The sequence below is a fragment of the Actinomadura sp. 3N407 genome (assembly GCF_052245875.1).
Taxonomy (GTDB): Bacteria; Actinomycetota; Actinomycetes; order Streptosporangiales; family Streptosporangiaceae; genus Spirillospora.
This window is the reverse complement of the sequence record NZ_JBQQBP010000006.1, coordinates 175,243-195,862: the sequence shown is the minus strand read 5'-3', so window position 1 is coordinate 195,862 and position 20,620 is coordinate 175,243. Positions and strand designations below refer to the sequence as shown.

At 72.4% G+C, this 20,620-nt stretch carries 19 protein-coding genes; 10 read left to right on the top strand and 9 right to left on the bottom strand.

Going from position 1 to position 20,620, the window contains the following annotated elements:
• The first annotated feature begins 2 nt into the window (after positions 1 to 2).
• From ACTWPP_RS17360 to ACTWPP_RS17350, 3 genes are all read left to right on the top strand, one after another.
• Complete coding sequence (locus ACTWPP_RS17360; protein ID WP_358467137.1) at positions 3 to 299, top strand: YggT family protein; 297 nt, start codon at positions 3 to 5, stop codon at positions 297 to 299.
• Between the two features lie 56 nt (positions 300 to 355).
• A complete protein-coding gene (locus ACTWPP_RS17355; protein ID WP_443105298.1) occupies positions 356 to 1,288 on the top strand; it encodes a DivIVA domain-containing protein in 933 nt (310 codons plus the stop codon).
• A 136-nt stretch (positions 1,289 to 1,424) separates the two neighbouring features.
• Positions 1,425 to 2,687 (top strand): hypothetical protein, encoded by a 1,263-nt coding sequence (locus ACTWPP_RS17350; RefSeq protein WP_443105297.1) that lies wholly within the window; start codon positions 1,425 to 1,427, stop codon positions 2,685 to 2,687.
• Positions 2,688 to 2,709: 22 nt separating this feature from the next.
• Here the strand turns inward: ACTWPP_RS17350 and ACTWPP_RS17345 are convergent, their stop codons facing one another.
• Together ACTWPP_RS17345 and ileS are read right to left on the bottom strand one after the other, a co-directional pair.
• On the bottom strand, positions 2,710 to 3,369 hold the full coding sequence (locus ACTWPP_RS17345; RefSeq protein ID WP_443105296.1) for a DUF1707 SHOCT-like domain-containing protein: 660 nt from the start codon (positions 3,367 to 3,369) through the stop codon (positions 2,710 to 2,712).
• Between the two features lie 271 nt (positions 3,370 to 3,640).
• Positions 3,641 to 6,847, bottom strand: a complete 3,207-nt coding sequence (gene ileS, locus ACTWPP_RS17340) for an isoleucine--tRNA ligase (protein ID WP_443105295.1) — start codon at positions 6,845 to 6,847, stop codon at positions 3,641 to 3,643.
• Positions 6,848 to 7,602: 755 nt separating this feature from the next.
• On the opposite strand from ileS, the gene ACTWPP_RS17335 reads away from it, so the two are divergent.
• The 3 genes from ACTWPP_RS17335 (at position 7,603) to ACTWPP_RS17325 (ending at position 9,658) form a co-directional block, all read left to right on the top strand.
• Positions 7,603 to 8,016 (top strand): TraR/DksA family transcriptional regulator, encoded by a 414-nt coding sequence (locus ACTWPP_RS17335; protein ID WP_443105576.1) that lies wholly within the window; start codon positions 7,603 to 7,605, stop codon positions 8,014 to 8,016.
• Positions 8,017 to 8,084: 68 nt separating this feature from the next.
• Complete coding sequence (gene lspA / locus ACTWPP_RS17330) at positions 8,085 to 8,726, top strand: signal peptidase II (RefSeq protein ID WP_443105294.1); 642 nt, start codon at positions 8,085 to 8,087, stop codon at positions 8,724 to 8,726.
• Positions 8,726 to 9,658, top strand: a complete 933-nt coding sequence (locus ACTWPP_RS17325; protein WP_443105293.1) for an RluA family pseudouridine synthase — start codon at positions 8,726 to 8,728, stop codon at positions 9,656 to 9,658. Before lspA ends, ACTWPP_RS17325 begins: the two co-directional genes overlap by 1 nt.
• A 4-nt stretch (positions 9,659 to 9,662) precedes the next feature.
• On the opposite strand, the gene ACTWPP_RS17320 is transcribed toward ACTWPP_RS17325, so the two are convergent.
• The 3 genes from ACTWPP_RS17320 to ACTWPP_RS17310 are packed head-to-tail and all read right to left on the bottom strand — an operon-like array spanning position 9,663 to position 11,130.
• Positions 9,663 to 9,974, bottom strand: a complete 312-nt coding sequence (locus ACTWPP_RS17320; protein ID WP_443105292.1) for an AzlD domain-containing protein — start codon at positions 9,972 to 9,974, stop codon at positions 9,663 to 9,665.
• Entirely contained in the window at positions 9,971 to 10,690 is a 720-nt protein-coding gene (locus ACTWPP_RS17315) for an AzlC family ABC transporter permease (protein ID WP_443105291.1), read from the bottom strand. Before ACTWPP_RS17315 ends, ACTWPP_RS17320 begins: the two co-directional genes overlap by 4 nt.
• 56 nt (positions 10,691 to 10,746) lie before the next feature.
• Positions 10,747 to 11,130 (bottom strand): chorismate mutase, encoded by a 384-nt coding sequence (locus tag ACTWPP_RS17310; protein WP_443105290.1) that lies wholly within the window; start codon positions 11,128 to 11,130, stop codon positions 10,747 to 10,749.
• A gap of 273 nt (positions 11,131 to 11,403) precedes the next feature.
• Here ACTWPP_RS17310 and ACTWPP_RS17305 point away from each other — a divergent pair, with 273 nt between their 5' ends.
• Together ACTWPP_RS17305 and dnaE are read left to right on the top strand one after the other, a co-directional pair.
• Positions 11,404 to 12,258: an AraC family transcriptional regulator gene (locus ACTWPP_RS17305; RefSeq protein WP_443105289.1), complete on the top strand. Its 855-nt coding sequence runs from the start codon at positions 11,404 to 11,406 to the stop codon at positions 12,256 to 12,258.
• A 125-nt stretch (positions 12,259 to 12,383) separates the two neighbouring features.
• Positions 12,384 to 15,914, top strand: coding sequence for a DNA polymerase III subunit alpha (gene dnaE, locus ACTWPP_RS17300; protein WP_443105288.1), 3,531 nt, complete (start codon positions 12,384 to 12,386; stop codon positions 15,912 to 15,914).
• A 7-nt stretch (positions 15,915 to 15,921) separates the two neighbouring features.
• Here the strand turns inward: dnaE and ACTWPP_RS17295 are convergent, their stop codons facing one another.
• Positions 15,922 to 16,812, bottom strand: a complete 891-nt coding sequence (locus ACTWPP_RS17295) for an LLM class flavin-dependent oxidoreductase (RefSeq protein WP_443105287.1) — start codon at positions 16,810 to 16,812, stop codon at positions 15,922 to 15,924.
• Positions 16,813 to 17,018: 206 nt separating this feature from the next.
• Positions 17,019 to 17,714 (bottom strand): DUF6882 domain-containing protein, encoded by a 696-nt coding sequence (locus ACTWPP_RS17290; protein ID WP_443105286.1) that lies wholly within the window; start codon positions 17,712 to 17,714, stop codon positions 17,019 to 17,021.
• A 121-nt stretch (positions 17,715 to 17,835) separates the two neighbouring features.
• On the opposite strand from ACTWPP_RS17290, the gene ACTWPP_RS17285 reads away from it, so the two are divergent.
• Positions 17,836 to 18,429 (top strand): hypothetical protein, encoded by a 594-nt coding sequence (locus ACTWPP_RS17285; RefSeq protein ID WP_443105285.1) that lies wholly within the window; start codon positions 17,836 to 17,838, stop codon positions 18,427 to 18,429.
• On the opposite strand, the gene ybaK is transcribed toward ACTWPP_RS17285, so the two are convergent.
• On the bottom strand, positions 18,313 to 18,834 hold the full coding sequence (gene ybaK / locus ACTWPP_RS17280) for a Cys-tRNA(Pro) deacylase (protein ID WP_443105284.1): 522 nt from the start codon (positions 18,832 to 18,834) through the stop codon (positions 18,313 to 18,315). The genes ACTWPP_RS17285 and ybaK overlap by 117 nt on opposite strands.
• Before the next feature lie 24 nt (positions 18,835 to 18,858).
• The gene (locus ACTWPP_RS17275; protein ID WP_443105283.1) at positions 18,859 to 19,521 is read right to left on the bottom strand and encodes an LON peptidase substrate-binding domain-containing protein; all 663 of its coding nucleotides are present in this window, start codon (positions 19,519 to 19,521) and stop codon (positions 18,859 to 18,861) included.
• Positions 19,522 to 19,740: 219 nt separating this feature from the next.
• Between ACTWPP_RS17275 and ACTWPP_RS17270 the strand changes: the two genes are divergently transcribed.
• Complete coding sequence (locus ACTWPP_RS17270) at positions 19,741 to 20,547, top strand: PhzF family phenazine biosynthesis protein (protein WP_443105282.1); 807 nt, start codon at positions 19,741 to 19,743, stop codon at positions 20,545 to 20,547.
• Positions 20,548 to 20,620 lie beyond the last annotated feature (73 nt).

Sequence of the window (20,620 nt, the reverse complement as noted above, 5' to 3'; positions counted from 1 at the left end):
CCGTGAACATCGTTGGAACCGTCCTGCAGGCGATCCTCTACTTCTTCCTCCTGTTCCTGATCGGGAGGCTGATCCTGGAGATCCTGCAGTCGTTCGCCCGGCAGTGGAAGCCGACCGGGGTCGTTCTGGTGATCGCTGAGGCGACCTACACGGTCACCGATCCGCCCCTGAAATTCCTCAGACGCTTCATCCCGCCCATTCGACTCGGTAACGTTGCGCTGGATCTCAGCTTCACCGTCCTCATCCTTGTGGTCTGGATCCTGATCATCATCGTCGGCTCCGCGTTCGGCGGAGGTTAGGTCGATCGGATACCGTCCTTCGGGACAGACTCCAAGCGCGCCAAGGAGACGAGAACATGCCGCTGACACCCGCCGATGTGCGGAACAAGCAGTTCAGTACCACCAGGCTGAGGCCGGGGTACGACGAGGAGGAGGTGGACGCCTTCCTCGACGAGGTCGAGGCCGAGCTCGACCGCCTCATCCAGGAGAACGAGGAGCTGCGGGCCAAGCTCGCCGAGTGCCTGCGCGGCAAGGTTCCCGCCATGGCCGCCCCCATCGTGGAGCCCAAGCCGGACGTCCAGAAGATCCCGGAGCCTCCGCGCCCCGAGCCGCAGCCGCAGCCCGAGCCGGAGCCGGCCCTCGGCGGTCTCGGCATGTCCTCCGCGCCCACCGGCGAGGACAACATGGACACCGCCGCGCGTGTGCTCGCGCTGGCGCAGCAGACCGCCGACCAGGCGATCGCGGACGCCCGCCGCGAGGCCGACGAGACGCTCGGCCGCGCCCGCCGCGAGGCCGAGGAGATCCTCGGCAAGGCGCGCCGGCAGGCCGACCAGATCGTCAGCGAGGCCCGCTCGCGCGCCGAGGCCCTCGACCGCGACGCCCAGGAGCGGCACCGCCAGGTCATGGGCTCGCTCGTGCAGCAGCGCGAGGAGCTCGAGCGCGAGGTCGACAACCTGCGCGCGTTCGAGCGCGAGTACCGCAGCCGGCTGAAGGTCTACCTGGAGGGCCAGCTGCGCGACCTGGAGGCGGGCAGCACCGAGACCGGCGCGTTCGCCGCCGTCCCGGGCGCGGCCCCCGCCCAGTCACAGCAGAACGCCCCCCAGGGCGGTCCGCAGACGGGCCCGCAGAACACCCTGCAGCACAACGAGAACCGCAACGGCGCCCCCGGCGGCTCCGGACCGGCGCCGGGCCAGTTCCCGCCGCCCGCCGAGCACGCCCAGCAGGTGCAGCACTCCGCGACCGGGGCTTTCCACGCCGGCGGTGACAACCCGCCGCACGAGCGGCGCTGAGGCGGGCATCGCGGGCGATAGTGTCTTCCCGATCGCCGCGCCGAGGATGGCACCGCAGCCATCCCGGCGGCGCGGGGAGTCCGGCCGGTGCCGGCCGCCCGGGAGCCGAGCGGCCTGAACGAGGGAGAGAGACCCTGTGATCATCCTGAGCGGCGTTCTCGTGGTGGTGGCGATCGCCCTGCTGGTAGCGGGAATCGTCGCCGGCAACGGAGACAGCGCCGAGGTCTTCAACCTGGACGCCCTGTTCGTGATCTACATTTCGATCGCGGTCAGCATCGTTTCCGCGCTGTGCCTTGCCATCGGGGTGTTCCTGCGCCGCAAGGAGCTCTTCGGCGCGGGGGTTTCACCGGCGCCCTCCCGCAGGAGCAAGAAGACCAAGAAGGACAAGCGCAAGAAGGCCGCCCCGGCCGCGTCGGCCGCGAACGCCCAGGGCGTCCCGCCGGCCAAGGCCCCGGTGGCGGACCCGGCCGACGACGAGGTGGAGATCCCCGCCCCGCCGGCCGACGTCCCCGACGACGCGCTGGTGTTCGTCGTCCGCGGCCGCAAGCGCTACCACCTCGACACCTGCCGGCAGCTCGCCGGGCGCGAGACCGAGGAGCTCACCTACGCCGAGGCCAAGGAGGAGGGGTTCAGCCCCTGTACCGCCTGCATGCCCGACACCGCACTGGCGGCGCGCGCCGCGGCGTCGGGACCCGTGCCACCCGACACGGGCAAGGCGGCAGGGGACGTGCCCGCACCCCCGAAGCCCGGCGTGGAGCGCTCCGAGGGCGGCCTGGCGGGTCTCGCCAAGCCCGCGCCCTCCCCGGCCTCCGCGCCCACCTCGTTCGACAAGACGGCCGAGATCCCGCGGACGGACCGGCCCGCCGAACCGGAGCGCCCGGCGTCCGGCCCCGCGGGCCCGACCCTCACCGACATCCCGGTGGCGAGCCTCTTCACCTCCGAAGAGCCCGCGAAGCCCGCGGAGAAGGCCGAGACCGCCGAACCGGAGCCGGAGGGTCACTCCGCCGGCGAACGGCCCGCTGAGGCCGAATCCGCGCCGCCGGACACCACCGTCGACCTGGGCGCCGCACCCCTCGCCGAGCCGGACGCCGACGCCGCCGTCCCGGACGCCGCGGCTCCGAAGCCCCGCGGCACCGACGACGACGTCCCCGCGCCGCAGCCGGCCGAGGAGCCCGAACCCGAGCCGGCCGCCGAGGCCCCGCAGGACGAGCCCGGCGGCGGCCCGCAGGTCCGCATCCTGAGCGGCACCAAGCGCTACCACCGCACCGACTGCGCCCTCATCGAGGACATCGGCGACGAGGCCGACGACCTGGAGTCGCTGTCCCGCGCGGAGGCCAAGGCCCGCGGCTGCACGCCCTGCCTCGTCTGCCAGCCCGACCGCGAGCACGCCCGCGACTGAGACCGGCCTCGGCCTGGGCGGCTCAGCGGCCGCGTCTCCGCTCGCGCGTCTCCGCGCGCCGCTCCTGGTGCAGCCGGTGGATCTCCCGGTGCCGGTCCCGGGTCCGGCCCTTACCGCCCACCTCCCGGCGCGTGACCGACACGCCGCCGAACAGCACCAGCCCGGTCAGCCGGATGACGGGCGCGTCCGGGTCCGTCGTGTCGTCCTCCGGCAGATCGTTCCCGCCGAAGATCGCGACATTGGACCCGACGACCCGGACCCCCGGCGGCACGACCAGGTTCACGCCGCCGAACACGCAGGTGACGTTGACGGTCACCTCGCCGCGGCTGAGGACCGCCTGCCGGAAGTCCACGTCCACGCCGCCGAACACGCAGGACACGTTGGTGGTCGGCTCGACCAGCCAGCGTCCCTTCCGCTCCGCCCCACCGAAGATCGCCACCAGGTTCGGCGACTGGGGCGCCGGCGGCGCGGGCACCTGCTCGTCCTTGCGCAGATCGACCCGCGGCCGCGGTGCCCGCGCCGCCGGCAGGTCGCTGAGAACCGGCTCCAGCTCGGCGTACGTCTTGGCGTTGTACACCACGTCGATGCGCTCGGCGTGTTCTTCCGGCGTGATGCGCCCCTCGGCCAGGGCCTCGCGCAGACGGTCGGCGACCTGATCACGGTCGGCATCCGACGCGCGCATCCGCGCGGGCGACGGCTCCGCCGGAGGTTCGGAAGCGGAAGGCTGCTCGGGAAGATTCACCCCTCAATCATTGCAGCGTCGGCCCAGGGGGACGACCCCCTGGAACCCCCGTCGCGAGCCGGCCGGATCCTCACGCCGCGGTCCCGGGGTGCTGTGACCGTGCCGCGGGCCGGTGCCGTGTCGCCGCGGTCGCCCGGCTCGGCGGGCCGGGCGGTCTCCGGTCGCAGCGCGACCTCCGACCGCCCGACCCGTGTGGCCGTGGCCGGTGTCGCTACTCGGCGGCCTTGCGGAGGTAGTGGGTCAGGCCCAGTTCCTCGTCGCGGGTCGCGGGCAGGTCGGCGGGGCGGCCCTCGGTCACCGTGGTCGCGAGGACCTCGGCGGCGATCTCGCCGGTGTGGGCGCGCAGGGCCTCGGCCAGGTCGGTGCCGGTGGCCTCCCACCACAGCTCGATGCGGTCGGTGACCTCCAGGCCGGCGGCCTTGCGGGCCTCCTGGACGAGGCGGACGGCCTCGCGGGCGAGGCCGGCGCGGCGCAGTTCGGGCGTGACGGTGAGGTCGAGGGCGACGGTCTCGCCGGCGGCGCTCTCCACCGCCCAGCCGGTGCGCGGACGCTCGGTGACGATCACGTCGCCGGCGGAGAGCGGCACCGTCCCGAGGCCCTCGGCCTCGACGTCGGCGGCGCCGTCGCGGAGGGTGCGCACCAGGTCCGCCGGATCGGCGGACGTGATCGCCTTGGCGACCTTCGGGGTGTCCTTGGCGTAGCGCTTGCCCAGCTCGCGGAAGTTGGGTTTCACCTCGTACTCGACCAGGTCACCGCCGATCGAGGAGAGCTCCTCGAAGCCGAGGACGTTCAGCTCCTCGGAGATCTGCGCGCGGAGCTGGGCGGGCAGCGCGGACCAGCCCGCGGCGCCGACCAGGGCGCGGCCGAGGGGCCGGCGGGTCCGGACGCCGCTGGCGGCGCGGGCCGAGCGGCCGAGCTCGACGAGCCGGCGGACGAGGGCCATCTGCGCGGTCAGTTCCTCGTCCACGAGGTCCTCGTCGACGGCCGGCCAGTCGGCGAGGTGCACCGACTCGGGGCCGTCGGCGGGGCGGATGACGTCCCACACGTGGTCGGTGATGAAGGGCACCATCGGCGCCATCAGGCGGGTGAGGGTCTCCAGGCACTCGTAGAGGGTCGCGAAGGCCGACGAGCCGTCGGGGCTCCCGGGGCCCTCCCAGAAGCGCCGGCGGGAGCGGCGCACGTACCAGTTGGACAGGTCGTCGACGAACTGGGCCAGGTGGCGGCCGGCGCGGGCGGTGTCGAAGTCCTCCAGGGCCGCGTCGACCTCGCGGACGGTGCGGTGCAGTTCGGCGAGCGCCCAGCGGTCCAGGAGGGGGCGGTCGGCCGGGGCGGGCGCCTCGGCGAGGCGGTCGGGCGTCCACGCGCGGCCCTGCGCCTGCGCCGCGTTGGCGTACAGGACGAAGAAGGACGCGGTGTTCCAGTAGGTGAGGAGGACCTTGCGGACGATCTCCTCAAGGGCGCCGTGGCCGACGCGGCGGGACGCCCAGGGCAGGCCGTTGGCGGCCATGAACCAGCGCACCGCGTCGGCGCCGTGCTCGTCCATCAGCGGGATGGGCCGCAGCACGTTGCCGAGGTGCTTGCTCATCTTGCGGCCGTCCTCGGCGAGGATCAGCCCGAGGCACACGACGTTCTCGTAGGACGAGCGGTCGAAGACGAGCGTGCCGACGGCCATGAGGGAGTAGAACCAGCCGCGGGTCTGGTCCTGAGCCTCGCAGATGTATTGGGCGGGGTAGGAGTTCTCGAAGATCTCGTTGTTGCGGTGGGGGGCGCCCCACTGCGCGAACGGCATCGACCCGGAGTCGTACCAGGCGTCGATGACGTCGGGGACGCGGCGCGCCTCCGTCCCGCACCTGTCCGATTCCGCGTCTCCGACACGGGCGGGACAGGGGAACGTCACGTCGTCGACGTAGGGGCGGTGGGGGTCCAGCGCGGACATGTCGCTTCCGGCGAGTTCGCCCAGTTCCTTGAGCGACCCGACGCAGGTGACGTGGTTCTCGTCTTCGCCGCAGACCCACAGGGGGAGCGGCGTGCCCCAGTAGCGGCTGCGGGACAGCGACCAGTCGACGTTGTTGCGCAGCCACTCCCCGTACCGGCCGTGCTTGACCGTCTCGGGGTACCAGTTGGTCTTCTCGTTCTCCTCCAGCAGCCGGTCCTTGATCTGCGTGGTGCGGATGTACCAGGCGGGGAGCGCGTAGTAGAGCAGCGGCGTGTGGCAGCGCCAGCAGTGCGGGTAGCTGTGCTCGAAGTGCCCGCCGCGGAACAGCAGCCCGCGCGCGCGCAGGTCGTCGGTGAGGGGCTCGTCGGCGTCCTTGAAGAACTTGTTGCCGACCAGGGGAACCTCGCGCAGGAAGCGCCCGTCGGGACCGATGGGGTTGACGATCGGCATCCCGTAGCGCTTGCAGACGGTCATGTCGTCGCCGCCGAACGCGGGAGCCTGGTGGACGAGGCCGGTGCCGTCCTCGACGGTGACGTAGTCGCCCAGGACGACGTAGTGCGAGTCCGGGATGTCGACCAGGTCGAACGGCCGCCGGTAGGCGGTGCGCTCCAGATCGGTGCCCCTGTACGTGGCGAGCCGTTCCGCGCCTTCGCCGAGAACCTGGTCGAGGAGGGGTTCGGCGACGACGAGGACCTCGTCGGAGCCCGCGGGCCTGGCGGCGACGTAGGTGACCTCGGGGTGGACGGCCACGGCGGTGTTGGACACCAGCGTCCACGGCGTCGTCGTCCAGATGAGCAGCGCGGCGTCCATCTCGGCGAGCGGGCCGGACGTGACGGGCATCCGCACGTACACCGACGGGCTGGACACCTCCTCGTACGCGCCGGGCTGGCCCAGCTCATGGTCGGACAGGCCCGTCCCGCAGCGCGGGCAGTACGGCGTGATGCGGAAGTCGCGGAACAGCAGGTCCTTGTCGAACACCTGCTTCAGGGACCACCAGACCGCTTCGACGTATTCGGGGTCCATCGTGCGGTACGCCTGGTCGGTGTTGACCCAGTAGCCCATGCGCTCGGTCATCTCTTCGAACGCGTCCACGTGGCGCAGCACCGATTCGCGGCAGCGGTCGTTGAACTCCGCGACGCCGTACTCCTCGATGTCCTTCTTGCCGGTGAGGCCGAGTTCCTTCTCCACGGCGACCTCGACGGGCAGCCCGTGACAGTCCCAGCCGGCCTTGCGGGGGACGTGGTAGCCCTTCATGGTCTTGAAACGCGGGAAGACGTCCTTGAACACGCGCGCTTCGACGTGGTGGACGCCCGGCATGCCGTTGGCGGTGGGCGGGCCCTCGTAGAACACCCAGCGGGGACCGGACGCGGTGCGCTCCAGCGACCGCTCGAAGACCTTGCTCTCCTGCCAGCGGCGCAGCATGTCCCGCTCCAGGGCGGGCAGATCGACCTGCGCTGGCAGCGGCCGAAAACCTCGGCTCACGATGGCGGACCTCCGGATCGACGTGACCACGTTGACCGGAGGGACGAGGCGCGTGCCCGGATCGACCGAGCGCCCCGCGGTACCACCCTCCTTGACCGTGCCTGCGGCACGGTCCGCTTCGTTCGAGTCTCGGCTGCCGGGTCTACTGGGCCCGCGGACGGATGTCCGGGGCGGTTCTTCCGGCGGCTCCGGGGTGATCAGACCGCCGGGCTCGCCCCCGGGCTCGCACCGTCCCCGGGTCGCTCATGGCTTGCGTGCGGCGGCAGGTGTCCCCATCCATGCCTGCCGATGAGACTGCTCGCCACGACTCTAACGCACGCGGGGCGCGTCCTCTTCCCGTTTTCCGTGCGGGCCGGTCGCCGCGGGGTGGTGCCGTTCCTTTGCGATCTCGTGCGGTGGCCTGGGGTTTCCGGGCGTTCGCCGACGGGGCATAAGGGGTCGGTAACCCAGCCCAGGTTGTTTGCCGCGCCCGAGAAAGGGGACTTATGCTGCCCGCACTGCCCGTCGAGGCGATCAGCGCGAGGGGGGCCGACATGGCCGGCGCGAAGAGGGGCACCCAGTCCGGTGAGACGCTGCCCGATGAGAAGCCGTCCCAGGAGAAGCCGCCCGCTGAGAAGAAGAGCCGGGGCGGGAGGCGGTCCCCGGCCAGGTCGCCCGGCAAGAGCCCGGCCGCGAAACCGGGTAAGACGGCGTCGGGACGCGCCCCCGCGAAGGCGGGGAAGGCGGGGAAGGCCGACGGGACCGGCGGCGCGGCGGTGGACGGCCGGGTCCCGGCGAAGGCGGCGGAGCTGCCGGTCCGCGAGGGGGAGCACCTGTGGACGTCCGGTGAGCTCGCCGAGGTGCGGGCCGGCCTGCAGGAGCAGATCGAGGCGCTGCGCAGCGAGATCGCAGCGTCGGCGAGCCAGATCGCCGAGGGCGACAGCAGCGACGGCGCCGGCGACGACCAGGCCGACGCGGGCGCCAAGACCTACGAGCGCGAGCACGAGCTCGCACTGTCCTACAATTCTCAGGACCTGCTCGCCCAGATCGAGCGGGCCGTCCAGAGGATGGACGCCGGCACGTACGGAACCTGCGAGTCCTGCGCCAGGCCGATCGGCAAGGCGCGGCTCCAGGTCTTCCCGCGTGCGACCCTGTGTGTGACATGCAAACAACGCGAGGAACGTCGCTGAGCGACTCAACGAACCCAGAGGGCGGGGCCGGGGAATCCACGGGATCTCCTCGGCCGCGCCGCGTCGGCGTGCTGATCGCCGTGGCGCTGACCGCGCTCACCGCCGACATCGTGTCCAAGATCATCGTGGTGGCGACGCTGCAGGACCGCGAGCCGGTCCGGCTTCTCGGCGGGCTGCTGACCCTGCGCGAGACCCGCAACAGCGGCGCCGCGTTCTCCATCGGCACCGGCTACACGATCGTCTTCACCCTGATCGCCATCGGCGTGGTGGTGGCGATCCTGCGCACGGCCCGGAATCTGCGCAGCCTGCCCTGGGCGATCTGCCTCGGCCTGCTGCTCGGCGGCGCGGTCGGCAACCTCATCGACCGGCTGCTGCGGGCCCCGGCGCCGCTGAAGGGCCATGTCGTCGACTGGATCCAGGTACCGAACTTCCCGGTGTTCAACCTGGCCGACTCGGCGATCGTCTGCGGCGGCGTCCTGGCCGTCCTGCTGGCGGCGCGCGGGCTGCAGATCGACGGGACGCGGCTCCCCGGCAAGGGCGAGGAGGACGCCGGGGAACCCGAGGCCACCGGGCCGGAGCCCGCCAAGCCCGAGCCGGACGGCGAGGCGGACCACGAGCCCGGACCCGAACCCGGACCCGAGCCCGAGCACGAGCCCGAGAAGCCCGGGCCGGGTGACGCCCCGGCCACGGCGCCGGAGGAGAAGGCCTGATGGGCGAGGTGCGCAGCCTCCATGTCCCGGACGGGCTGGAGGGGGAGCGGGTCGACGCCGCGCTGGCGCGGCTGTTCGGGCTGTCGCGGGGCAGCGCCGCCGACATGATCGCCGCCGGGGACGTCCTGCTGGACGGCGCCGAGGTGGCCACCAAGTCGGAGCGGCTGCACGCCGGAGCCTGGCTGGAGGTCACGCTCCCGCCGCCGCCGACGCCGCCCGCGCCGGTCGCCGAGCCCGTCCCCGGCATGGCCGTCCTGTACGAGGACGACGACATCGTGGTGGTCGACAAGCCGATCGGCGTCGCGGCGCACCCGACCACCGGCTGGACGGGCCCGACCGTCCTCGGCGGGCTGCTGGGGGCCGGGCACACGATCGCGACCAGCGGTGCGTCCGAGCGGCAGGGCATCGTGCACCGGCTGGACGCCAACACCACCGGCGCGATGGCCGTGGCCAAGAGCGAGGTCGGGTACTCGCGTCTGAAGCGCGCGTTCAAGGAACGCCGTGTCGACAAGCGCTACCAGGCGCTCGTGCAGGGCCACCCGGACCCGTTCCGGGGGACGGTCGACGCGCCCATCGACCGGCACCCGTCCGGCGACGGCCGGTTCGCGGTCGTGGCGGGCGGCAAGCCGTCGGTGACGCACTACGACACCGTGGAGGCGTTCCGGGCGGCCACGCTGCTCGACATCGACCTGGAGACGGGCCGCACCCACCAGATCCGGGTGCACATGGCCGCGATCCGGCATCCGTGCGTGGGCGACCTGGCGTACGGCGCCGACCCGACCCTGGCGGCGCGCCTCGGCCTGAAGCGGCAGTGGCTGCACGCCGCCCGGCTGGGCTTCGAGCACCCCACGACGGGTGAGCGGGTGGAGTTCGAGAGCCCGTACCCGGACGATCTGGCCCGCGCCCTGGAGATCGTCGAAGCGGAGTCCTGAGCGGTCAGAGCCCGAGCAGCCGCAGCCCGGCGGCGGTACCGGCGGCCACGATGAGGACCACCAGGAACGGAAGTTTCAGCAGGAGCGCGGCGACGGCCGCGCCCAGGCCCGCCATGCGGGCGGCGTCGAACTCCAGGGTCCTGCCGTCGGCGAGCGCCTGCACGGCGATCAGGGCGGTCAGCAGCGCCACGGGGACGAGTTCGGTGAACCGGAGCACCCGGGGGTCCTCCAGGACCCGCTGCGGGGTGACGAGCCCGCCGAGCTTGAGCGCGTAGCAGCCGAGCCCGGTGGCGATCACCGCGATCCACACGTTCACGTGGTCTCCCTCCGCCCGATCAGGGCGGGCAGCGCGGCGACGGCGGCCAGCATGACCGGCACGCCGGGCGGCAGCAGCGGCGTCGCGGCGAGCGCGATCGCCGCGGCGGCCAGCGCGACCCGCACCTCCCGCCGTCCCGCGGAGAGCCTCGGCCACAGCAGCGCGAGGAAGGCCGCGGGTCCGAGCACGTCCAGGCCGATGACGTCGGGGTCGCCCAGCCGTGCCGCACCGGCCGCGCCCAGCAGCGTGGTGGTGTTCCAGGCCAGGTAGAGGCTGATCGCCGTGGTGTAGAACCCGGCGCGGGCCGCGGCCCGGCCCGGCTGTGCGGTCGCGACGGCGGTGGTCTCGTCGATGACGACGTGCGCGGTGACCAGCCGGCGCCAGCCCCGGACGCCCAGCGTGTGCGCGAGCCGCATCCCGTACAGGGAGTTGCGGCCGCCGAGCAGCACCGCGCCGAGCGACCCGGCGATCAGCCCGCCGCCACCGCCGATCACCCCGGCCAGCGCGAACTGGGACGCGCCGGTGAAGGCCAGCAGGCTCAGCACGCACGCCTGCGCGACGGTGAGTCCGGCCGTGACCGCCGCCGCCCCGAACGCGAGCCCGGACATGCCGACGGCGATCCCCACGCCGAGCCCGTCCCGTACGGCGGCCTTCCGGGCGGCGTCGTCCGCCGGGGTGTCCTCCCCGGAGGTGGTCCCGGTCTCGGTAACGCTCATGCGGCCGACGCTAGAGCCCCGCCCGCCGCGCGTTCTTGAACGTTCTTGCGCACGCGTCACGACGGCCGCCCGGGCTCGGCGGCGTCGAGCCCGGCCTCGATGACCGCGTTCATGATGCGGGTGAGGCGGTCCGGGCCGAGGGAGGGGGCACGCGCCGCCATCGCCTCGACGATCCGCCGCTCACGGCCGGGGTCGCGTCCGGCGAAGCCGCCGACCGGCTTGAGCCGCTGGACGGCCGCGGCGACCGCGGCGCGGTGTTCCAGCAGGGTGGCGAGGGCGGCGTCGAGGCCGTCGATCGCGGCCCTGGCCTCGCCGAGCGTGGTGATGGCCGCCGCGGACGGCAGCGGGACGCGCAGTTCCGGGACGCGCGGCCCGCCGGACGGGCCGCAGGCCGGGCAGGGCGCGTCGTGCTCGGCGGGGTCGATGACCTGGTCGTGCATTCGGGTTCCCTCTCGTGCGGCGGCCCGTCCGCGCAGAGGGGAGTCCGTGCCCGGGGCCGCTTCCGATCAACAGAAAAGGCAGAGCCCGGGATGGGCTCCGCCTCGGCCGGCTCCGGGGTCGTCGCTCAGGTGACGGCGACCGGCTCACCCGGAGCCGGCTGCGTAAACCTGGGATGACGACGTTCCATGGGCTCGATGGTATGCGGGGGCGGCGCCCGCACGTCAAACCCCGGACGGATCGTCTCGCGAGCTGAGACGAATACCATGTCCGGTATGGGGGCAGAGGTCGCACACCACTACCGGCATCCGGCATTGCCCGAGGTCGACCTGCTGCGTGCCCGTTTCGTGACGCACCGGTTCGGCCGGCACACGCACGACGGCTACGTGTTCGGCGTGATCGACGCGGGCGTGGAGGAGTTCGAGCACGCGAACGACGGCGTCGAGCGCGCCGGGGCCGGCTCGATCGTCATCGTCAACCCCGGCGTCGTCCACAGCGGGCACGCCGGTACGCCGGAGGGCTGGGCGTACCGCGTGATGTACCCGCCGGTCGACGTCGTGGCCGAGGTGGCCGCCGATCTGGGCGCGCGGCCCGGCACGCCCGCGTTCGCCGGACCCGTTCTGGGCGACCCGGCCGCCGCCGATCTGCTGCGCGCCGTCCACCGGGCGGGGGAGAAGGGGGACGCGCTGGCGGCGTCCACGCTGCTGAGGGCGGCCCTGGCCGGCCTGCTGACCCGGCACGCGCGCGTCCGGCCGGACGGCGCGTCCGCCGCCATGCCGGCCGCCGTCCGCGAGGCCCGCGACATCCTGCACGCGAACCTCGTCGGCCCGCCGTCGCTGGAGCGGCTGGCCGAGGCCGTCGGGGCCCGCCCGTTCGCGCTGCTGCGCGCCTTCCGCGACACCGTCGGCCTGCCGCCGCACGCCTACCTCAACCAGGTGCGGGTGCGGAAGGCGCGCGCCCTGCTGGACGAGGGGCTGCGTCCGGCCGACGTCGCGGCGGGCACGGGGTTCGCCGACCAGGCCCATCTGACGCGCCATTTCAAGCGCACTTTCGGTGTCCCCCCGGGCGCCTACCGTAGTGCCCGCGGGATTGGGCGCGTCGGGGCGCGGGGCCCGCGCGAAGCGGGTTAGGCTCTCTGCACCGCGTCTCCCCGGCGCCCCCGCCGGGTCGACGATCTTCCCCCGGACCGATGACGCGACACGTGCCGGCCAGGCACGTGCGCGGTCGCATGCGACGAGCAGGAGGCGCAGCAGGCATGCCGGACTCTTTCGTTCACCTGCATGTTCATACGGAGTACTCCATGCTCGACGGAGCCGCTCGCCTGAAGCAGATGTTCGAAGAGGTGGGCCGGCAGCGGATGCCGGCGATCGCCATGACCGACCACGGCAACATGCACGGCGCCTACGACTTCCACAAGCAGGCGACGGCGGCCGGGGTCACGCCGATCATCGGGATCGAGGCGTACATGGCGCCCGAGTCCCGGTTCCACAAGAAGAAGGTCCAGTGGGGGGAGCCGAGCCAGAAACGCGATGACGTCTCCGGCGGCGGCCTGATCAACCACATGACCCTGTGGGCGCGGAACAAGTCGGGCCTGCACAACCTGTTCAAGCTGTCCAGCCGCGCCTACACCGAGGGCTTCGTCTTCAAGTACGCCCGCATGGACGAGGAGCTGCTCGCCGAGCACGCGGACGGCCTGATGGCGACCACGGGCTGCCCGTCCGGCAAGGTCCAGACCCGGCTGCGGCTCGGCCAGTTCGACGAGGCGCTCAAGGCGGCGGCGACGTTCCAGGACATCCTCGGCAAGGACAACTACTTCCTGGAGCTGATGGACCATGGCCTCGACATCGAGAAGCAGGTCCGGCAGGGCCTGATCGACATCGGCAAGAAGCTGAACATCCCGCCCGTGGTCACGAACGACTCGCACTACACGCACGAGTCCGAGGCCACGGCGCACGACGCGCTGCTGTGCGTCCAGGTCGGCAAGCAGCTCGCCGATCCGGACCGGTTCCGCTTCAACGGCAGCGGCTACTACATCAAGACGGCCGACGAGATGCGCGCCATCGACTCGTCCGACATCTGGGCGGAGGGCTGCCGGAACACCCTCATGATCGCCGAGCGGGTCGATCCGGCGGGCATGTTCGAGTACCAGGACCTCAGCCCCCGCTTCCCCGTCCCGGAGGGCGAGACGGAGGAGAGCTGGTTCCGCACGGAGGTCTGGAAGGGGCTGGAGCGCCGCTTCCCGGGCGGCCTGCCGGACGGGTACAAGGAGCAGGCCGAGTACGAGATGGGCGTCATCCTCGGCAAGGGCTATCCGTCCTACTTCCTGGTCGTCGCCGACTTCATCAACTGGGCCAAGGAGAACGGCATCCTGGTCGGACCGGGGCGCGGCAGCGCCGCCGGCTCGCTGATCGCGTACGCGATGGGCATCACCGACCTCGACCCGATCCCGCACGGGCTGATCTTCGAGCGGTTCCTGAACCCCGAGCGCGCGTCCATGCCCGACATCGACATCGACTTCCCTGAAGACCGCCGGGCCGAGGTCATCAAGTACACGACGGAGAAGTGGGGCGCCGACAAGGTCTCGTTCATCGCCACGTTCGGCACCATCAAGGCGAAGGCCGCCATCAAGGACGCGGGCCGCGTCCTCGGCTTCCCGTACGCGCTCGGCGACCGGATCTCCAAGGCGTTCCCGCCCGCCGTGATGGGCAAGGACATCCCGCTGTCGGGCATCTTCGACGACAAGCACCCCCGCTACGGCGAGGCGGGCGAGCTGCGCAAGCTGTACGAGGAGGAGACCGACGTCAAGCAGATCATGGATCTGGCGCAGGGCCTGGAGGGGCTGATCCGCCAGACCGGCGTGCACGCGGCCGGGGTCATCATGTCCGGTGAGACGATCACCGACCACATCCCGATCATGCGCCGGGACGCCGACGGCGCCATCATCACGCAGTTCGACTATCCGACCTGCGAGACGCTCGGCCTGCTGAAGATGGACTTCCTGGGCCTGCGGAATCTGACGATCATCGATGACGCGCTCAAGGGGATCAAGAAGAACAAGGGCATCGCCGTCGACCTGCTCGACCTCCCGCTGGACGACCAGCCGACCTACGACCTGCTCGCCCGCGGCGACACCCTCGGCGTGTTCCAGTTCGACGGCGGCCCGATGCGCTCGCTGCTGCGGCTGATGAAGCCGGACAACTTCGAGGACATCTCCGCCGTCGGCGCCCTGTACCGGCCCGGCCCGATGGGCGCGAACTCCCACACCAACTACGCGCTGCGCAAGAACGGCCAGCAGGAGATCACGCCGATCCATCCGGAGCTGGAGGAGCCGCTCAGGGAGATCCTCGACACCACCTACGGCCTGATCGTCTATCAGGAGCAGGTCATGGCGATCGCGCAGAAGGTGGCGGGCTACACGCTCGGCAAAGCGGACCTTCTCCGCCGCGTCATGGGCAAGAAGAAGAAGGCGGAGCTGGACGCCCAGTTCGTCGGCTTCGAGCAGGGCATGGTCGACAACGGCTTCTCCAAGGAGGCCGTCAAGACGCTGTGGGACATCCTCGTCCCGTTCTCCGACTACGCGTTCAACAAGGCGCACTCCGCCGCGTACGGCCTCGTCTCCTACTGGACGGCCTACCTCAAGGCGAACTATCCGGCCGAGTACATGGCGGGCCTGCTCACGTCCGTCGGCGACGACAAGGACAAGAGCGCCCTCTACCTGAGCGAGTGCCGCCGCATGGGCCTGAAGGTCCTGCCGCCGGACGTCAACACCTCCGAGGCCGACTTCACCCCGCTCGGCGACACCGAGATCCGCTTCGGGCTGTCGGCCGTCCGGAACGTCGGCCACAACGTGGTGGACGGGATCGTCGCGGCCCGCAAGGAGAAGGGCGCCTACACCGACTTCAACGACTTCCTCGGCAAGGTACCGCCGATCGTCTGCAACAAGCGGGTCGTGGAGTCGCTCATCAAGGCCGGCGCGTTCGACGAACTGGGCCACCAGCGCAAGGCGCTGCTGATGGTGCACGAGCAGGCCATCGACTCCGTCATCGACATCAAGCGCAAGGAGGCCGTCGGCCAGGACTCCCTGTTCGGGGCGCTGGAGGACGACGGCACCGACGACGCGTTCGCCGTCACGATCCCCGACGGCGAGGAGTGGGACAAGACGACCCTCCTGGCGTTCGAGCGGGAGATGCTCGGCCTGTACGTGTCCGACCACCCGCTCCTCGGCGTGGAGCACATCCTGGAGCGCGAGGCCGACTGCACGATCGCCGTCCTGAACGAGGGGGAGCGGCCGGACGGCCAGGTCGTGGTCGTGGCGGGTCTGCTCTCCGGCCTCCAGCGCAAGGTCACCAAGCAGGGCAACTCGTGGGCGATGTTCCAGCTGGAGGACCTCGGCGGCTCCATCGAGGTGCTGTGCTTCCCGTCGTCCTACCAGCTGTGCTCCACCCTGCTGGCCGAGGACGCGATCCTCATCGTCAAGGGCAGGCTGGACCGCCGCGAGGACGTCGCGAAGATCATCGCGATGGAGGTGACCCAGCCGGACCTGTCGGTGACCGACGCGACGGGCCCGTTCTCGGTCACGATGCCGCTCGGCCGCTGCACGCCGCCGACGGTGTCGCGGCTGAAGGAGGTGCTGGTCACCCATCCCGGCACCGCGGAGGTGCACCTGCACCTGCAGAACGGGCCGCGGACCACGGTCGTCCGGCTGGACGACAGGCTGCGGGTGGCGCCGTCCCCGGCGCTGATGGGCGACCTGAAGCAGCTTCTCGGCCCGTCGTGCCTGGGGTGATCCGCGGTCAGGCGTCCAGGAGGGCGCGGGCGGCGGGGATCACCTCCCGGGTCCAGCGGAGAAGCTGGGTCTCGTCGGCGGTCTCGGGCCAGTAGACGAACGTGTCGAACCCGGTGTCGGCGGCGAGGCCGGCGAGGACGCGGGCCCACCCTTCGGCGTCGGTGCGGACGGGCTCCTCGCCCTGGAGCCGGATTGTGCCGGGGGCGGTCGTGATGTCGCCGACGAGCTGGGCGATGCGGGTGATCGCGGACGGGTCGCGGCCGGCGTCCTCGGCGGCTCGGGTGATGACGTCCTGGGATTCGCGCCACTTCTCGTACGGGAGGTAGTGCGGGATCGGCGCGGCCCACCCGTCGCCGACGCGTCCGGTGAGCGCGAGGGACTGGGGGCCGACGCTTCCGATCCAGATGCCGACCGGGTGCGCCGGGGCGGGGCCCGCGTGGACGCCCTTCACCGTGTAGTGCTCTCCGGTGACCTTGACGGTCTCGCCGGGACGCCACATGGCCCGGATGATCTCGATGGCCTCTTCCAGCGCCCGGAGCGCCTGCCCGGCCGTGCGGTGCGGGCCGCCCATCGCGGTGATCGCGGGCCAGAACGCGCCGGCGCCGAGTGCCAGCTCGAATCGCCCGCCGCTGAGCAGGTCGAGCGTGGCGGCCTGCTTGGCGACGACGGCGGGTCCCCGCAGCGGCAGGCTCGCCACGTCCGGGAACACGCGGAGCCGCTCGGTCTCGGCGAGGACGGCCGCGATGAGCGCGAACGTGTCGGCGTGGTCGGCGGCGTACGGGTGGTCCTGCACGCCGAGCAGGTCGAGACCGTCGCGGTCGGCGAGCCGGGCGAGGGCGCGGACGTCGCCGAGGCCGGCGGCGGACGGGTTGAGCTGGATGCCGAATCGGTAGGTCATGGGGCCGACGCTACCGAGGCCGCCGCCGGGCCGAATCAGTAACGTTACGGGGGTCGGGCGGCGGAGGCGGCGAGGACGGTCGTGCCCGGTCACGTGCCGGCCTCGGCCGTCGCGATCGCGTCCGGAGGCGGTTTCGAGCGAAGCGGGAAACCGATGAAGCGATCGCACGCGGCGCCTTGGCCGCCGGGGGCTCCAGCGCCGGGCGGCTAATGCACCGCGACAAGGTCCGTGTGCCATTTGACGAGGCGGCCTAGGCCGTCGAACTGGGCGCGGGCCGTGCCGCCGCCGGGGAGCAGCGCCTCGGTCAGCACGTCGGTCTGCCGGAACGGGACGCGGTGGTGGGACAGGAACCCGGCGAGCGTCAGCCGCGGCTCGTGCGGGAACAGGCTCGCCGCGTTGGCCAGCAGCCGGGGGATCGGGACGGGGTCCCACTGCGCGGGCGGTGCCTGCGGGTCGTCGACGTGCAGGTAGGCCGAGCCGCCGTCGTAGCCGGCGCCGATGTAGCCGGCGCCGCCGAGGACGCCGCCGGCGGCCATCGCGATCAGCTCGCCGCCGTGCCCGGCGGGTCCCTCGTACCAGGACAGGTCGACCTCGGGGGTGGTGAACTCGGGGATGCCGAGCCGTTCGCCGATTCTCCGGATGACCAGTGTCGGGACGACGGCGGGGTGCGCGTCGCCGAACTGCGGGTTCGCCCATCCCCACAGCCAGGTGCGCTCGCGGGCGGCATAGCTGCCGAGGAGCGAGACCCGGACGGTGACCCCGCCGCTGGCGTAGGTGCGGGCGGTCAGGTCGGCGCTCCAGTCCTCGCGCGGCAGGAACTCGGCGAGCGTCTCCTGCTGCTGCAGGACGACGGCCGCCAGCGCGGCGCCGAGGCGTTCGAACGCGGGACTGAATCCGGACATGTCGGGCACATTATCCCAGTAGTCGAGGCGATCGGGGGCCGGAATCGGGCAGGCTAGGCTTTCGCTGTCAGAGGACTCACATCTAGGAGCGTACGAGGTGCGGGGACCCACCGGGAGGCTCTTGACGACGAGGCCCTGGACGACGGGGGCGGTGGCAGCGGTCGTCGTGACGCTTCTCGGTCCGCCGGCGGGGCTGTTGTGGGCCTGGACGGTCCCCGAGGTGACATATGTGATCGTCCAGGGTGAGCCGCTGCTCGCCGATCCGGAAGGCCAGGGGCCGATCGGCGTCGACGCGCGGTTCGCCGTCATCGCCCTCGTCGCCGGTCTGCTGTGCGGCACCGCCGCCTATCTGGCGGGCGGCCGCCGCAACGACATCCCGCTGCTGCTGGGGCTGGCCGTGGGCGGCTCCGCCGCGGCCGTCCTCGCCTGGCAGACCGGCCACCTGATCGGGCTGGCGGAGTTCCGGGACGCGGTCCGCACCGCGCGCGACGGCACCACCGTGACGGGGGTCGCCGACCTGCGGGCCAAGGGCTTCCTGGTGTTCTGGGCGCTGCCCGCGGTCTCCTTGTACGGGCTGCTGGAGGTGGTCGTCCGGCGGCTACCCGCGGGCGATCGCGGCGAGCGAGGCTCCGGTGAGGCGGACGAGGTCGGCGGGCGCGAGTTCGATCTGCAGTCCGCGCCGGCCGGCCGAGACGTAGACGGCCGGGAGCGCTGACACCGACTCGTCGATCACGGTCGGCAGCGTCCGGCGCTGCCCGAGCGGGCTGATCCCGCCGACGACGTAGCCGGTGGCGCGCTCGGCGTCGCGCGGGTCGGCCATCCGCGCCTTCTTGCCGCCGGCCGCCGCGGCGAGGGCCTTCAGGTCCAGGGTCGCCGACACGGGGACGACGCCCACGGTCAGCCGCCCGTCGACGTCCGCGAGCAGTGTCTTGAAGATCTGCCCGTGCGGGATGCCGAGGGCGTCGGCGGCGGCCTCCCCGTAGGACCCGGCGTCCGGGTCGGGTTCGTAGGCGTGCAGCGTGAACTCGATCCCCGCCTTGGTGGCGGCGACGGTCGCCGGCGTCCCCATGCCGCCCTTGGCGCCGTTCCCCTTGCCGCCCCCGGCCTTCGCTGTGCTCATGGACGGCAGTCTGCCGTGATCGCCTCAGTTGGGGTGGAACGAGCCGTCGAGGAACTGCCCGGCGGGGATCATCGGAAGCACGTCCAGGATGCGGTTCTCCCTGGCCAGCAGGTCGCGTTCGGCCTCAAGGCGCAGCGTGGCGTCCTCGCACTCCAGCAGCCGCTGCTTGTCGTGGCCGTCCAGGACGAGCGACGCGGCGATCACGTAGGACATGGCCACCGGGTCGTCCGGCGGCTCGGCCTCGTCGAACGGCCCGTCGCCGGCGGCGCCCAGCCGGTGCCGGTACAGCCGGTACAGCCGGCGGACGCGCCGCGCGATGGGCCCCGTGTCCGCGCCGGGCTCCTCCGGGAGGTACTCCACCTCGCCCTGCAGGTAGGGCCGGGACCGGTCCAGCTCCTTCAGCCGGAACCGCCGGGCGCCGACCGTCACGATGTCGTACCGCCCGTCCGGATGCCGTGTCGCCTCCCGCAGCTCGGCGACGCAGCCGACCTCGGCGAGCCGGTGCGCCGCGCCGTCGCCGACCTCGTGGCCGAGCTGGATGCCGACGACGCCGAAGCCGCGCGGTTCGGGCCGCTCCAGGAGGTCGCCGACCAGCCGCCGGTAGCGGTCCTCGAACAGGTGCAGGGGGAGCACCAGCCCCGGGAACAGCACGGTGCCCAGGGGGAACAGGGCGAGCCTCTCGGTCACACTCTTTCTCCCACGCTCCTGGGCGCCGCCGGGGAACGCCCTCGACGCCAGCGTACGTCCTACTTGATGATCTTGGTAAGGGTTGGTTTTTCACATTGTGAAGCGGGTGTCATCGCGCCGCGGCCGCCGCGGGCGGCGCGCCCGGACGGCCCGCGGCCCGGGCCATTCTCTCCGATCGGCCCTGCCGCCCCACGCGGGCCGGCCGGTAGCGTCGGCGTCATGAGGATGCTCGTCGTCGACGCCTTCACCGCCCGCCCGTTCGCCGGCAACCCGGCCGGGGTGTGCCTGCTCCGCGACGCCGCCGATCCCGGATGGATGCAGCGGGTCGCCACCGAGATGAAGCACTCCGAGACCGCGTTCGTCCGTCCCGTCGAAGACGCCGAGGCGGACTTCGAGCTGCGCTGGTTCACGCCGATGGTGGAGGTCGCGCTGTGCGGGCACGCCACCCTGGGCGCCGCGCACGCCCTCTACTTCACCGGAACCGTCCCGTCCGGCAAGCCGATCCGCTTCCGGACGCTCGAGAGCGGTGTCCTCACCGTGACCGGGGACGGGACCCTGTCGATGGACTTCCCGGCCTGCCCGCCCGAGCCGGTCGACGCCCCAGAAGGGCTCGCCGAGGCGCTCGGCGTCCAGGTGGGCGCCGTCGGACGCAACGCGCAGAACGACCTGCTCGCCGAGGTCGCCGACGAGGCCGCCGTCCGCGGCCTCACCCCCGACATCCCGGCGGTGGCCCGGATCGACGCCCGCGGAGTGATCGTCACGGCGGCGGCCGCCCAGGGGGACGATCACGACTTCGTGTCCCGGTTCTTCGCCCCGCGCGTCCTGCCCGACGACGGCGAGGACCCCGTCACCGGCTCGGCGCACTGCGCCCTCGCCCCCTACTGGGCGGAACGCCTCGGCCGCGCCGCCATGACCGGCTTCCAGGCGTCATCGCGAGGGGGGTACGTGGGCGTCGCCGTGCGCGGTGACCGGGTCGTCCTGTCCGGGGCGGCCGTCACCGTCCTGGACGGCGAGCTGCGGGCGTGACCGGCGCGGCCGGCACGGCGGTCTCGGCACGTGAGACGGTGCGCGAGGGGTGGAACGCACTCCGTAGACTGGA

Bases quoted from the DNA above. Each gene is read 5' to 3' on its own strand.
- ACTWPP_RS17270 (WP_443105282.1), top strand. From the start codon at position 19,741: ATGAGGATGCTCGTCGTCGACGCCTTCACCGCCCGCCCGTTCGCCGGC.
- ACTWPP_RS17310 (WP_443105290.1), bottom strand. From the start codon at position 11,130: ATGCACGACCAGGTCATCGACCCCGCCGAGCACGACGCGCCCTGCCCG.
- ACTWPP_RS17290 (WP_443105286.1), bottom strand. From the start codon at position 17,714: ATGTCCGGATTCAGTCCCGCGTTCGAACGCCTCGGCGCCGCGCTGGCG.
- ybaK (WP_443105284.1), bottom strand. From the start codon at position 18,834: ATGAGCACAGCGAAGGCCGGGGGCGGCAAGGGGAACGGCGCCAAGGGC.
- ACTWPP_RS17345 (WP_443105296.1), bottom strand. From the start codon at position 3,369: ATGCGCGCGTCGGATGCCGACCGTGATCAGGTCGCCGACCGTCTGCGC.
- ACTWPP_RS17305 (WP_443105289.1), top strand. From the start codon at position 11,404: ATGGGGGCAGAGGTCGCACACCACTACCGGCATCCGGCATTGCCCGAG.
- ACTWPP_RS17295 (WP_443105287.1), bottom strand. From the start codon at position 16,812: ATGACCTACCGATTCGGCATCCAGCTCAACCCGTCCGCCGCCGGCCTC.
- dnaE (WP_443105288.1), top strand. From the start codon at position 12,384: ATGCCGGACTCTTTCGTTCACCTGCATGTTCATACGGAGTACTCCATG.
- ACTWPP_RS17355 (WP_443105298.1), top strand. From the start codon at position 356: ATGCCGCTGACACCCGCCGATGTGCGGAACAAGCAGTTCAGTACCACC.
- ACTWPP_RS17325 (WP_443105293.1), top strand. From the start codon at position 8,726: ATGGGCGAGGTGCGCAGCCTCCATGTCCCGGACGGGCTGGAGGGGGAG.
- ACTWPP_RS17315 (WP_443105291.1), bottom strand. From the start codon at position 10,690: ATGAGCGTTACCGAGACCGGGACCACCTCCGGGGAGGACACCCCGGCG.